Origin of the sequence: Corynebacterium sp. AOP40-4SA-5, assembly GCF_052377355.1 — a bacterium.
In the GTDB taxonomy this organism is placed as follows: Bacteria; Actinomycetota; Actinomycetes; order Mycobacteriales; family Mycobacteriaceae; genus Corynebacterium.
Genome location: NZ_JBQSWS010000019.1, coordinates 30595 through 44089, shown reverse-complemented (window position 1 = coordinate 44089; position 13495 = coordinate 30595). Strand labels below are relative to the sequence as shown.

General features: G+C 69.1%; 10 protein-coding genes and 1 pseudogene. 7 read left to right on the top strand and 4 right to left on the bottom strand.

Annotated elements, in window-relative coordinates:
* Window positions 1-41 precede the first annotated feature (41 nt).
* The 7 genes and pseudogenes from ACT3S3_RS11490 to ACT3S3_RS11460 form a co-directional block, all read left to right on the top strand.
* Window positions 42-539: pseudogene (locus ACT3S3_RS11490) on the top strand (NUDIX hydrolase); the annotation flags it as partial.
* Window positions 540-586: 47 nt separating this feature from the next.
* On the top strand, window positions 587-3001 hold the full coding sequence (locus tag ACT3S3_RS11485; RefSeq protein WP_444626816.1) for a hypothetical protein: 2415 nt from the start codon (window positions 587-589) through the stop codon (window positions 2999-3001).
* Window positions 2994-6419 (top strand): murein biosynthesis integral membrane protein MurJ, encoded by a 3426-nt coding sequence (locus ACT3S3_RS11480; protein WP_301442274.1) that lies wholly within the window; start codon window positions 2994-2996, stop codon window positions 6417-6419. The genes ACT3S3_RS11485 and ACT3S3_RS11480 overlap by 8 nt, the downstream gene beginning before the upstream one ends.
* Before the next feature lie 127 nt (window positions 6420-6546).
* Window positions 6547-7176, top strand: a complete 630-nt coding sequence (locus ACT3S3_RS11475; protein WP_301442273.1) for an RNA polymerase sigma factor — start codon at window positions 6547-6549, stop codon at window positions 7174-7176.
* Window positions 7173-8108 (top strand): thioredoxin-disulfide reductase, encoded by a 936-nt coding sequence (gene trxB / locus ACT3S3_RS11470; RefSeq protein WP_301442272.1) that lies wholly within the window; start codon window positions 7173-7175, stop codon window positions 8106-8108. Before ACT3S3_RS11475 ends, trxB begins: the two co-directional genes overlap by 4 nt.
* Window positions 8109-8253: 145 nt before the next feature.
* Window positions 8254-8583: a thioredoxin family protein gene (locus tag ACT3S3_RS11465; protein ID WP_301442271.1), complete on the top strand. Its 330-nt coding sequence runs from the start codon at window positions 8254-8256 to the stop codon at window positions 8581-8583.
* Between the two features lie 66 nt (window positions 8584-8649).
* On the top strand, window positions 8650-9819 hold the full coding sequence (locus tag ACT3S3_RS11460; RefSeq protein ID WP_301442284.1) for an N-acetylmuramoyl-L-alanine amidase: 1170 nt from the start codon (window positions 8650-8652) through the stop codon (window positions 9817-9819).
* Between the two features lie 16 nt (window positions 9820-9835).
* On the opposite strand, the gene ACT3S3_RS11455 is transcribed toward ACT3S3_RS11460, so the two are convergent.
* The 4 genes from ACT3S3_RS11455 to rsmG all read right to left on the bottom strand — a co-directional run bounded on the left by ACT3S3_RS11455 (window position 9836) and on the right by rsmG (window position 13465).
* Entirely contained in the window at window positions 9836-10543 is a 708-nt protein-coding gene (locus ACT3S3_RS11455) for a hypothetical protein (protein WP_441578830.1), read from the bottom strand.
* A 98-nt stretch (window positions 10544-10641) separates the two neighbouring features.
* The gene (locus tag ACT3S3_RS11450) at window positions 10642-11700 is read right to left on the bottom strand and encodes a ParB/RepB/Spo0J family partition protein (protein ID WP_441578829.1); all 1059 of its coding nucleotides are present in this window, start codon (window positions 11698-11700) and stop codon (window positions 10642-10644) included.
* Window positions 11700-12641: a ParA family protein gene (locus ACT3S3_RS11445; protein WP_301442200.1), complete on the bottom strand. Its 942-nt coding sequence runs from the start codon at window positions 12639-12641 to the stop codon at window positions 11700-11702. Before ACT3S3_RS11445 ends, ACT3S3_RS11450 begins: the two co-directional genes overlap by 1 nt.
* 155 nt (window positions 12642-12796) lie before the next feature.
* Entirely contained in the window at window positions 12797-13465 is a 669-nt protein-coding gene (gene rsmG / locus ACT3S3_RS11440; RefSeq protein WP_301442199.1) for a 16S rRNA (guanine(527)-N(7))-methyltransferase RsmG, read from the bottom strand.
* Window positions 13466-13495: the final 30 nt, after the last annotated feature.

Sequence of the window (13495 nt, the reverse complement as noted above, 5' to 3'; positions counted from 1 at the left end):
CGGCACGCTCCGTTCAGCAGCGTGACCACAGTGAACTGCCGACCTCGGTGGAGACCAGCGCCGGCGGGCTGGTCCTGTCGGGTCTGGCGGAGGCGGTGCGCGGCGACGGGTCGGTGGACCTGTCGCGCATGTACGTGGCGCTGATCGGCCGGCTGGACCGTCGTGGGCGGTTGCTGTGGTCGATCCCGAAGGGTCACATCGAGCCGGACGAGTCGCACCACACCACCGCCGAGCGTGAGGTGTGGGAGGAGACCGGTGTCAGCGGCGAGGTGGTCAGCGACCTCGGCACGATCGACTACTGGTTCGTCTCGGAGGGCCGGCGCATCCACAAGACGGTGCACCACCACCTGCTGCGCTACATCGACGGCGACCTCAACGACGAGGACCCGGAGGTCACGGAGGTGGCGTGGCTGCCGGTGAGCAACCTGGTGGAGCGTCTGGCGTACGCCGACGAGCGCAAACTGGCCCGCCAGGCCCATGACCGGCTGCCCGACCTCGCCCGCGCCGAGGCGAAGGCCGGACGGCGTACGCCGCGGTAGCGATGGGGGGTTTCTCGGGAGCGGTCCGGACGCTGGCCTGCGTCGCTGTGGCGGCGGTGGGTCTCGCCGCCGCGCCGCTGGCGGCTGGGCAGGACGCACCGGACGCACAGGGGACCCAGCCCGCCGCGTGGTCGAACCCGGAGGCGCGCTCGGCGGACCCGGACAGCGGTGTCGAGCTGGAGATCCTGGGCCAGCAGCCGGCCACGGTGACCGGCGACGGCGCCCTCGACCTGCGCATCCGGGTGACGAACAACTCGGACCAGGACGTCTCGGGCCTGCAGCTGCGCACCCAGCACCAGAATGCGGTGGACGCCCCGGAGGGCGTCGCCACCTCACTGATCGCGAACCAGGGCGAGTACCCGTGGGTCGGCCCGTTCCAGCAGTTGGACGGCCGGCTCGCCCCGGGCGAGGACCGGCAGTTCCGGCTGACGGTGCCGGTCGACGGCCGGGCGGGCAGTCTCAGCGGCCTGGGTCTGGACGCTCCCGGCGTGTACCCGCTGCTGCTGAACCTGAACGCGGACCTGGGGGACGCCGGGACCTCCTTCGTGGCGGCGACGCGCACCACGGTCACGGTGAGCGGCGAGAGCGAGAACGCCGACAACAACGAGGACAACGAGGACAACGAGGACAACGAGGACAACGAGGTCAACGAGGTCAACGAGGTCAACGAGGTCAACGACACTGCCGAGCGTCCGTCCGGGCTGACGGTGCTGTGGCCCCTGTCGTCGGCGGCGACGGTGTCCGCCGGGCAGGTCGGCGACGCCCCGGAGCCCAATGAGCTCTACCTGCCGGACGAGTCCCTGGCGGAGGAGCTGCAGCCGGAGGGCCGGCTGAGCGCCCTGGTGTCGTCCTACCGCACGGCGGCGGGGGATTCCGACGACCTGCGGCAGGCGACGTGCATCGCCATCGACCCGGACCTGCTGGAGACGGTGTCGCGGATGAGCCAGGGCTACCGGGTCGGCGAGGCGCCGAGTCCGGTGGAGGAGCCGGTGCGGCTGCGCGACCGGTGGACGCAGAACGACAGCAGCGACCGCTCGGTCGAGGGCACCGGTGCCGACGACGCGGCGTCGTGGTTGGCCGACCTGCGCGAGGTCGTCGACGGCCAGTGCACCGTCCCGCTGCCCTTCGCCGGGGTGGACGTGGACGCGGTCACCGCCCTGGACGACCCGTGGGTCGAGGAGTTGGCGGCGCGCGGGGTGGAGACGATCGAGGACGTGCTGGACACCGACACCGCCGAGGGTGTCGTGGTCCCGGGTTCCGGCTACGTCGGCGAGGAGACGCTGCAGCGTCTCGGCGAGTCGGACCGGGAGACCCCGGCCACCGTCGTCGTCGCCGACGACACCGTGGACACAGACAACAGCGACACAGACACCAGCGACACAGACAACACTACGAGCACCGTGGCGACGCTGCCGGGCGGCACGCGCGCGCTGCGTTTCCCCGCGGCCCTGGGTGCCGCGCTCGCGGCGACGGGCGAGGCGCCGACGACCGCGGCCTACGGGGCGACGTCCTCGCGGCGTCCCCTCGCCGAGGACAGTCCCGCCGAGCGCATGGCCGCCGCCGTCGGCGTCCTGGACCTGGAGCTGAGCGCCGGTGACGGCAATGTGCTCGCGGTGCCGCCGGCGGAGTGGTCCGTCGACGGCGAGGACGCGCAGACCTGGCTCGAGGCCGTCACGGGACGCCTGGAGGACGGTTCGGCGCGCGCGGTCTCCTTCGGTGCCGCGCTCGGCGGTGTGGCGTCCGAGGGGACGCTGCGCGGACCGGTCGCCGACCCCGTCCCGGTGTCCGACGGCGAGGTCGCGGCGGGGCAGGGGCTCGTGGAGGAGCTGCACAACTTCACCAGCATCATGGTCGACAACGACAACGTGGCGCTGACCCCGGAGATCTTCACCCGGCCGATGTTCGACGACGTGCTGCGGTCGTTCACGGACAACCGTCGTCGCGTCGCCGTGGAGGCCGACCGGGCGCGGGACGCCTCGGAGCAGCGTCGTGGGCGCGTCCGGGGCCTGTCGGACGAGTTGCGTGCCTCGGTGTCGTTGCTGCCGCCGGGCAGCGTCTTCACCCGCACCAGCGACTCCTCGCCGCTGATCGTGGTGGCGCGCAACGGTCTGCCGTTGCCCGTGCGCGTGAGCGTGGACTACGAGTCGCAGGACGGGGTCACCCTCAACACGCCCGGGATGCAACTGATTCCCGCACAGGGCAGTGTGACGCTCCAGATGACGACCACCTTCCCCGAGGAGGTGACCGGCACGGACCTCACCATGTTCCTGGAAACCCCGGACAACCAGCAGATATCCGAGCCGGTGACGATCAGAATCTCCTCCGGCCCGGGCTCCGGGGCGCTCGCCGTGACCGTGGGTGTGGCGGTCGTGTTCGGCCTGTTCGCGGTCATCCGGACGGTCAAACGACGCCGACAGTTAGCGAACGGCCGGGGGAGTGCACGAAGATGGAGCGGTGACTGATTCTCGAGAAGACTCCGGCGACGCCGCCCATAGCGGCGAACGGGGGCGGTTCCGCGCCGCAACCCCGCCGGCGAAGGCACCGTCCGCCCGTCCCTCACGCGCCCAGGACGGTGGCGACGCCGTCGGCACCGACTCCGGGACCGACCACTCGAAGCTGAACCTCTCGCCCGCCGAGCGGGCGGCGACGGACCCCCGGCAGAAGAAGGCGTCCGGGGCGTCCGGCACGTCCGGCGTCAGGACCACCACCACGGACGGCGGCGGCAACGGCAGCGACGATGGCAACGAGGGCTCCGGTGCGACGAACGCCTCCGACGCCGACGTGGTGCGTGCCACCGGGTCGATGGCCTTCGCCACCCTGCTGAGCCGCATCACCGGCTTCCTGCGCACCGTGATGATCGGCTCCGCCCTGGGCGGCACGGTCGCCAGTGCGTTCAACACGGCGAACACGCTGCCGAACCTCATCACCGAGCTGGTACTCGGCGCGGTGCTCACCAGTCTGGTGGTGCCGCTGCTGGTGCGCGCCGAGAAGGAGGACTCCGACCGCGGCGCGGCCTTCATCAGACGGCTGCTGACCATCACCTTCACCCTGATGATGACGGTCACGGTCGTCGCGGTCTTCGCCGCGCCGCTGCTGACCCGGATCTCGCTGGCCGCCGACGGCAAGGTCAACATCGGCATGTCCACGGCCTTCGCCTACCTGGTGCTGCCGCAGATCGTGTTCTACGCGATGTTCGCCGTGATGATGGCGGTGCTGAACACGAAGGGCGTCTTCAAGCCGGGTGCGTGGGCGCCGGTGGTCAACAACCTGGTGACCCTCGCTGTGCTCGGCATCTACTTCACGCTGCCGCAGGACACGAAACTCAGTCCGAACGACACCGTCACGATCACCGACCCGCACATCATGCTGCTGGGTCTGGGCACCACGCTGGGTGTGGTGGTCCAGGCACTGATCATGGTGCCCTACCTGCGTAAGGCCGGGGTGGACATCCGCCCGCTGTGGGGCCTGGACGACCGGCTGAAGCAGTTCGGCGGCATGGCGCTGGCGATCGTGGTGTACGTGCTGATCTCCCAGATCGGCTGGATCCTGAACAACCGCATCGCCTCCGGGTCCGGCCCGGGCCCGACGATCTACATGCAGGCCTGGCAGCTGCTGCAGGTGCCCTACGGCGTGATCGGCGTGACCCTGCTGACGGCGATCATGCCGCGCCTGTCGCGCAACGCCGCCGACGGCGACGACAAGGCCGTGGTCAAGGACCTGACGATGGCCACCCGGCTGACGATGCTGGCGTTGATCCCGGTCATCGCCTTCTTCACCGCCTTCGGCACGCTCATCGCACCGGCCCTGTTCGCCTTCGGCCAGTTCGACATGGGCAACGCGAACGTCCTGGGCTGGACGATCAGCTTCTCGGCGTTCACGCTGATCCCCTACGCGATCGTGCTGCTGCACCTGCGCGTGTTCTACGCGCGTGAGGAGGTCTGGACGCCGACGTTCATCATCGGCGGCATCACGGTCACGAAGGTCGCGCTGGCGTACCTGGCGCCGCACATCGCCAGCGAGCCGCGCCTCGTGGTGGTGCTGCTGGGTGCGGCGAACGGCATGGGTTTCGTGGCCGGTGCGATCATCGGTCACCGTCTGCTGCGCCGCTCGCTGGGGCACCTGGGCATGCGCAGCGTGCTGAAGACCTCGCTCTGGACGGCCGGGGCCTCCGCGGTCGCGGCGTTGATCGTGTGGCGTCTGGACGTGCTGCTCGACCGCTTCCTCATCCCCGACGGCTTCCGCTTCGGCTACCTCGTGCGCCTCATGATCATCGGCGTGGTCTTCCTGGCCATCGTGATGCTGATCATGTCGCGGTCCAAGCTCCCCGAGGTGATGACGGTCGGCGCGTCCTTCGCGCGCCTCCCCGTCGTCGGACGCTTCTTCTCCGGTGCCGTGCCCGAGGACGGGCAGGACGGCCAGTCGGCGCTCATCACCGAGATGCCGATCGCCGGCATGGGCGGCATCACCGGGCAGGACGTCGCGGGCCCCGCGATGCCGCCGCTGTCGGCGGGTCGGGTGCGCGGGCCGCGCCTGGTGCCCGGTGCGCCGATCCTGCAGGGGCGTTTCCGGCTGCTGTCGGACCACGGCGGCTCGCCCGCCGCGCGCCTGTGGCAGGCCCGTGACAACGAGTCCGGCGACCTGGTCGCCCTGACCATCCTCGACCCGCAGGTCGCCGGGGTCGGGTCGCGCGAACTGCTGGACCGCAGTGCGACGTTGGCGAAGGTCTCGTCCCCGGGTGTGGCCCGGGTGCGCGAGATCTGCGACGCCCGCACGCTGGTCGTCGTGGTCGCCGACTGGACCGAGGGCGCGCCGTTGACGCGCGTGGCGGAGTCCGGTCCGGACCCGTTGGCCGCCGGCTACGCCATGTCGGACCTGGCGGACGCTGCGGCGGACGTCGCCGAGCTCGGCGGCTCGTTGGGCATCGACCACCGCAACCGGCTGCGCATCAGTTCCGAAGGTCGCGCCGTGCTGGCGTTCCCGGGCGTGCTGCCGGGCGGTTCGGCCCGGCAGGACGTCCACGCCGTGGTCGTGTCCCTGGACATGCTGCTCGCGGCGGTGCCGTCCGACCGGATCCCGGCGGAGCTGCGCACGATCATGGACGACGCCCGCAGCGCCGACGGTGTCGACGCCCGGCAGCTCGCCGCGCGCCTGCGTGCGGCGACGACCTCGGAGTCCCCGGACTCCGACCTGGTGACCAGTGCCGACGTGGCGCCTGACCCGGAGCAGCGCGCCGGTTTCGGTGCCGCCCCGGAGAAGCCCGGGCGCACGGCCCTGGCCGTCGGCCTGACGATCGGCGGGCTGCTCCTCGCCGTCGCACTGATCGTCGCGGCGGTGGCGTACTTCGGCGGCGACCGGCCCGACTCGCCGGTGACCACGGACTCGATCCGTGGCAGCCAGTCGAGCAGTGCGCAGGCCGCCCCGGAGCCCGAGGTCGTCGGCGTGACCGACGCCGCCGAGTGGGCCACCGCCGACGACGGCGACAACCTCGACAACCCGGAGGACGCACCGCTGGTCATCGACGGCGACGCGGGCACCACCTGGAGTTCCGCGCAGTACCTGGACCAGCTGGGCGACGGGCCGTCCTCCCTGAAGCAGGGCATCGGCCTGCTGCTGTCGCTGGACGGCGAGACGTCGGTGACCTCGGTGGATCTCGAGGGTGTGCCCGAGGGCACGCGGATCGAGCTGCGCACCGGCTCCGGCGACATCACCTCGATCGACCAGACCGAGGTGCTGGACGCCGAAACCGCCTCCGGTGACACCTTGACGCTCACCGGTGAGGACGCCCCGGCCGGCGACCGGGTGCTCCTGTGGATCACCGAGCTCCCGATGCCGGACGCCGCCTCCGTGGGCGAGGTCGTGGTGCACGGCGTGCGGGAGTAGGACGTCGCCCAGAGAGTTGTCCACAACCCTGCCGCCGGGGCGCGCGGCAGGCTAGGGTTGTGCACAGAGGCTTCCTCCGCGGGGACGGCAGGGGGCCAGGGGACACAATTCACCGGGGGACTTTTCCGTGACAACATCGACCGCGCCAGAAATCACGCCAGAAACCGCACCGTCGGACGCCGAGCTTCTGCGCCGGCACCTCGCCGGCTGCAGCACCTCCTTCACCGACCTGCTCGCCCGGCACTCCGGGCTGCTGGGCTGGGCACTGCACCAGGCGGGCGTGCCGCTCGAGGACCGTCCGGACGTCCTGCAGGACGGACTGCTGAAGGTGCACCGCACCGCCGGCTCGTTCCGAGGGAAGGACTCCGCGGCGTCCTGGCTGCACACCATCATGCGCAACACCGCGCTGACGCATTTGCGTGACAGCCGTCGGCGTACCGACGAGCTCGCCCGCTCCGTCGACCTGGGGGAGCGGTTGCGCACCCTCCCGGACAACCGCAACGTGGACGCCGCCCGCACGATCCACCGCATCCTGCTGGGCGAGGCGGTCAGTCAACTTCACCCGGGCCTGCGCGACGTGATCGTGCTCACCGACGTCCGTGACTGGTCGCTCAGCGAAACCGCCGCCCACCTGGGCATACCGACCGGGACGGTGAAGTCGCGGCGGGCGCGGGCCCACCGTCACCTGCGCGAGCGTCTCGCAGAGGCCGGGGTGGCACCTGCGGTGTCCGGGGCGTCGCTAGAATCGTCGGCATGAGTGATTCCACCCAGTCTGTCCACGACGTCGTCATCATCGGTTCCGGCCCCGCCGGCTACACCGCCGCCATCTACGCCGCCCGTGCCGAACTCAAACCCCTGGTGTTCGAGGGGATGGACTTCGGTGGACTGCTGATGCAGACCACCGAGGTCGAGAACTACCCCGGGTTCCCGCAGTCGATCATGGGCCCGGCGCTCATGGACGACATGCGCAACCAGGCCGAGCGCTTCGGTGCGGACCTGCGCATGGAGGACGTCGTAAGCGTGGAGCTGGACGGCGACCTGAAGAAGGTCGTCACCGACGAGGAGGAGTTCCTCGCCCGCACCGTGATCCTGGCGACCGGCGCCGAGCCGCGCTACCTCGGCGTCCCGGGCGAGGAGGCCCTGCTGGGCCACGGCGTGTCCGCCTGCGCCACCTGCGACGGCTTCTTCTTCAAGGAGAAGCAGATCGCCGTGATCGGCGGCGGCGACTCCGCCATGGAGGAGGCCGACTTCCTGACCAAGTTCGGTGACCGGGTGACCATCATCCACCGTCGCGACGAGTTCCGCGCCTCGGCGATCATGGAGGAGCGTGCCCGCAACAACCCGAAGATCGACATGATCATGAACTCCCGCGTCGTCGAGGTCCTCGGTGAGGGCAGCGTGCAGGCGCTGAAGCTCGAGGACACCGTCACCGGGGACACCCGTGAGGTGCCGATGGACGCGATGTTCGTGGCCATCGGCCACGACCCGCGCACCGCCGTCTTCGACGGCCAGGTCGCCTTGCAGGACAACGGTTACGTGCAGGTCGACGAGCCGTCCACCCGCACCTCCCTGCCCGGCGTCTTCGCCGCCGGTGACCTGGTGGACTCCCATTATCAGCAGGCCATCACCGCCGCCGGTTCGGGTTGCCGCGCCGCGCTGGACGCTGAAGGTTATCTGGCCGCGCTCTGAGGCGCGCACCGGTTTGCGCCTTATCCGGAACGTGACCGTTCCGTGACCGCTCCGTGACTGTTCAGCGCATGTTTCCGCGCTGCTACTCCCGCGGGTATTGTGGTGTGGACACTCTAGCTCCCACCACCCCCAGGAGATTGCGACCATGGCTGACCCCGTGACCGTCACCCAGGACACGTTCCGCAGTACCGTCATCGAGTCGGACGTCCCCGTCCTCGTGGACTTCTGGGCGGGCTGGTGCCAGCCGTGCATCCAGATGGAACCTGCGCTGAACAACATCGCCGACAAGTACGGCGACTCGGTGACCGTGGCGAAGGTGAACGTGGAGGAGGAACGCGGCCTGGCGGCCATGTTCCAGGTGATGTCGATCCCCGCCCTGTTCATCTACCACGAAGGCCGCAAGGTCGTGGAGCTCCACGGCCGCCAGTCCGAGGCCGACCTCTCCGAGGCTCTCGACGCGCTCGTCTCGGCGTGACCTCCATCAACCACAACCGACCTGAGCCGGCAACGAGAGGATGACGTGCACCGTAGTTCACTGAAGATGGGCGACCGGAGCCCACGTGTGGCCGAGGTCCGCGGAACGCTCGCCCGGCTCGGTTTCATCGACGGATTCACCGGGGACACCTCCGGGGACGCCGGACAGCGGTGGACCGCCGAGGACGAGGTCTTCGACGCACACATGGACATCGCCCTGCGTGCGTTCCAGCAGGGGCGCGGCATCATCGCCGACGGACACATCACCGACGGCACCCTGCGGGCGCTGAGGGAGGCCTCCTACACGCTCGGGGCCCGTGTGCTGTCCCTGCAGCCCCCGGGGCATTTCTTCGTCGGTGACGACGTAGCCGAGCTCCAGGGGCAGCTGCACGACCTCGGTTTCTACACCGACCGTGTGGACGGGCAGTTCGGGCCGCACACCCACGACGCGGTCCGCAAGTACCAGCTCAACTACGGGCTCACCAACGACGGTGTCTGCGGCCCCGTCACCCTGCGCGCGCTGAGCTACCTGGGCCGGCGCATCACCGGCGGGTCTCCGCAGGCGCTGCGCGAGAAGGAGCAGATCCGCGCCGCCGGCCCGCAGCTGACCGGCAAACGCATCGTCATCGACCCGGGTCTGGGTGGGGACGTGTCAGGACGCACCGTGAGCGGTCCGTACGGCACCATCACGGAGGAGGAGATCCTCTGGGACCTGGCGACCCGTACCGAGGGCCGGATGATCGCCGCGGGCATGGAGACGATCCTCTCGCGTCCGCGCAGCGGTAACCCCTCGAGCCTGGATCGCGCCTCCCTGGCCAACGCCTTCGGCGCGGACCTCGTGATCTCGTTGCGTGCGGACGTGTACCCGAATGCGCTGGCCAACGGTGCCGCCTCGTTCTACTTCGGTTCGGAGGCCGGCTCGTCGTCGGTGACGGGGGAGAAGCTCTCCGGCTTCATCCAGCGTGAGGTCACCGCGCGCACCCCGCTGACGAACTGCCGGGCCCACCGACGGACCTGGGACCTCTTGCGCATGACGAAGATGCCGGCGGTGCAGTTCGTGGCCGGCTACCTCACCAACGACGGCGACGTCGCGGTGCTGACCGACCCGGACAACCGGGACACCATCGCCGAGGCCCTCGTGGTGGCGGTGAAGCGGCTCTACCTGTTGGACGCGGACACCGCTCCGACCGGCACCTTCCGGTTCTCCGACGTCCTGGAGGCCGAGAAACTGGCCTGAATCACAGCGATGTGATTCAGGCCTTCTGACCGCCGAGCACCGTGCTCAGCGGTCCTCTGTCGTTCATGAGCTCATGCGCGTCGGTCGCGTAGTTGCTGAACAGGGACGATCCCTCCGCGAGCTTCTTACGGTACCGGGGGAAGCGGGGGTGCTTGCCCACGATGGTGAACCCCTGCTGTTCGAGGATGTCCGCGGAAAGCACCGGCGCAGCCTCGAGGTCGGCGTCCGGACCGTCGGGGCGGTCCTCCCACCCGTGGTAGCCCTCCGGGAAGTAACCGGACGGAGCCCCGTCCTCGTCATTGCGCCCGTAGGCCTCGACAGCAGCCACGCCGCGGCGCTCCGCCTCGGTAAGGATCGTGTCGATGAGACTGTGCTCCAGGTAGAGGCCCATGTAGGGCGGCTCCACGAAGACGGTGGAGATCTGGATGGCGTCCCCGGAGACCGGCCCCGAGGGCATCGCCGCGGAGCCCGGGAAGTTCGGTGGGGGAGCGAAGAACGCCGTCGCGGCCGGCCGCTCGCCACTGCCCTCGTCCCCGGTCCCGACGAATGCGGTGTAGCCGCAGGTACCCCAGCGGTAGAGGACGGACTGTATCCACATCTGCTTGTCGAATGCCGAATCGGGGCTCGTCACCGTCGGTGAGAGCTCCCAGAACATATCCCCACCTGCAGAAGGCGCCACCACGTCACCGCTGTCGTGACGCAGAGCGCTGTACCTGATCTCCACCGATGTCCTCCTTCGTCGATGGCGATTCTACCGCGCGGACGCCTGGGTCGCCGGGCTACGGCGTAACCCGGCGAGGTTTCACGTGAAACCTTTCGCTGTCAGCTCTCCTTCGGGAGCTTCAGCAGTTCCGTGATGCGGGAGAAGTCCTCCTCGTCGCCGAACTCGACGACGATCTTTCCCTTCTTCGCACCCATCTGCACGGTGACCCGTGTGTCCAGCGCGTCTGCAGCGGAGGAGGCCCACTGCGTGACCGCCTGAGGCTGCTCCCGCGGCGCGCGGGCGGTTTTCGGGGCCACCTCGTCCCCACGGTTCAGCAGGACGACGGCTTCCTCGGTGGCACGCACGCTGAGCCCCTCGGCGATGATGCGCTCGGCGAGGCGGTCCTGGGCCTCGTGACCTGCCTTGACGCCGAGGAGCGCCCGGGCGTGGCCCGCGCTCAGCACGCCGGCGGCAACCTTTCGCTGGGCACCGACCGGGAGCTGCAGGAGGCGGATCATGTTCGTGATGAGCGGACGGGAGCGCCCCAGCCGCCGGGCGAGCTCCGCCTGGGTCACATCGAACTCCTCCAGCAGCTGCTGGTAGGCGTTCGCCTCCTCCAAGGGATTCAGCTGCACCCGGTGGATATTCTCCAGCAGGGCATCGCGGAGCATGTCCTGGTCGTCGGTCTCCCGGACGATGGCGGGGATGACCTCAAGACCGGCGAGCTTGGACGCACGCAGACGACGCTCGCCCATGATCAACTCATAGGAGGACTTCCCGAGCGGACGGACGACGACCGGCTGGAGGAGGCCGAACTCCTTGATCGAGTGAACGAGTTCGTTGAGGGGCTCCTCCTCGAAGTTCTCTCGCGGGTTCTTCTGGTTCCGCGTGATCGAGTTGAGGGGCAGTTCCTGATAGGTCGCGCCGACGCTCTCGACACTTTCCTGGGGGGTCTCTGCGCCCTTACTCGACCCTTCGGCCTTTACGTCACTGTGACGCTGGTCCGCGGGACCGTTCGGACGCTGTCTGGCTGGACCGAGGATCACGTCCGCCGCACCGGCACCGAGGCGCGGCTTCGACGGACTGGTGGGGATGAGGGCGGCGAGACCACGGCCGAGGCCACCTCGTTGGGTCTCGGTCTGGGGGAGCTGGGGGAGGGTCGGCTTCTTCTCTGACATCAGTTGTTGCTTCCTGTCCGGAATTCAGGTGCCACACCGATCGGGGCGGTCTCGGGGAGGGGGAGGTAATCGCCACGTTTCGCGAACTCCACGGCGCCATCGAAGTAGGCCAATGCCCCACGGGAGCCCGGATCGTACTGGAGGACGGTCTTGCCGTAGCCCGGAGCCTCGGAGACCTTCACGCTGCGGGGAATCTGGTTGTCCAAGACAGCGCTGCCGAAGTGGTTGCGCACCTCTCCGGCAACCTGCTCCGAGAGCTTCGTGCGTGCGTCGTACATGGTGAGCAGGACGGCGGACACGTGGATCTCCGGGTTCAGGTGCTCCCTGATCATGGAGATGTTGTTGAGCAGCTGCCCGACACCTTCCAGGGCGTAGTACTCGCACTGGATGGGGATCAGGACCTCGGACACCGTGTTCATCGCATTGATGGTCAGCAGGCCGAGCGACGGCGGACAGTCGATGAAGACGTAGTCGTATCCCTGGCTCGCCAGGTAGTCGGAGCTGAGCGCGTCGCTGAGACGGTATTCCCGTCGAACCATGGAGACCAGTTCAATCTCCGCGCCGGCGAGGTCGATCGTGGCCGGGATGCAGAAGAGGTTCTCGTTCTCCGAATTCTGCTGGGTCACTTCGGAAGCCGACTTCTCGCCGATGAGCAATTCATAGCTGGAGGGTGTGCCCATCCGGTGCTCCGCCCCGCAGGCCGTGGACGAGTTCCCCTGGGGGTCGAGGTCGACCACGAGAACCTTCATCCCGTGCAGCGCCAGAGCCCATGCAAGGTTCACTGCCGAGGTGGTTTTGCCGACGCCGCCCTTCTGGTTCGCGATCGTGATCCGCCGCGTCCGAGGCGGGCGGGGGAGGGACAGTCGCTCCGGGTTCTGGATTCGCGCAGCGCGACGTGCCGCGTCGGCGATAGGGGTGTCATCCCATTCGGGAGGAATCATGTACTTCCTTTGCATGACGGAGTGGGCGGTGCGGCGGAGCGGGTTTCACGTGAAACACTGTGCGGATCACCCTGCACAGTCAGTTTAGTCTCCCCGGGTCCGTGTAACAACGGAGGTTTCACGTGAAACCCCGGGGTGAATCACATCGTTGTGATTCAGCGTAGGCGTTCGACGGCCACCACGAAAGTGGGGTTCCCCAGAGCCTCGGAACCGACCTCCAGGACCTCTCCAGGCGATCCTCCAGCCCGTGTGAGGTCCTTGGCGTCCCGTACGAGCTCCTCGCCCGCAGAGGAGCCCTTCAGGGCCTTCACGTGACCTCCCACGCGCGCCAACGGCAGCGACCAGTTGATCAGTCGGCCGACCGGCGCCACCGCGCGGGAGGTGACGACATCGGCGCCACCGACGGCCTTGCGGATATCCTTCTCCTCAGCGCGTCCGCGGAAGACCTCGACGTTCTCCAGTCCGAGCGCGTCAACGACCTCGTTCAGGAAGGTCACCCGACGCAGAAGAGGTTCGACGAGCTGCACCCGCAGATCGGGCCGCGCGATCGCCAGGGGGATACCCGGCAGCCCCGCCCCGGAGCCGACGTCGACGACACGCTGACCGTTGTCGATGACCTCCGCGAGAACGGCACTGTTGAGGATGTGGCGGTCCCAGAGCCGTCCGACCTCACGCGGGCCGATGAGGCCGCGGACGACACCTGCATCGCCCAGCCAGCCGGCGTAGTCGACGGCGAGGCCGAGGCGGTCACCGAAGACCGCCTCCGCCTCCGGGGGAGGGGAGGGGACGTCACTGGACGGGAGTTTCTCATCTGACTGGCTCACACCCCCAGTGTAGCGAGCGCCCGGACATGA

Excerpts from the sequence above, each read along its gene's own strand:
- trxB (WP_301442272.1), top strand. The coding sequence starts at position 7,173 with ATGAGTGATTCCACCCAGTCTGTCCACGACGTCGTCATCATCGGTTCC.
- ACT3S3_RS11460 (WP_301442284.1), top strand. The coding sequence starts at position 8,650 with ATGGGCGACCGGAGCCCACGTGTGGCCGAGGTCCGCGGAACGCTCGCC.
- ACT3S3_RS11445 (WP_301442200.1), bottom strand. The coding sequence starts at position 12,641 with ATGATTCCTCCCGAATGGGATGACACCCCTATCGCCGACGCGGCACGT.
- ACT3S3_RS11450 (WP_441578829.1), bottom strand. The coding sequence starts at position 11,700 with ATGTCAGAGAAGAAGCCGACCCTCCCCCAGCTCCCCCAGACCGAGACC.
- ACT3S3_RS11465 (WP_301442271.1), top strand. The coding sequence starts at position 8,254 with ATGGCTGACCCCGTGACCGTCACCCAGGACACGTTCCGCAGTACCGTC.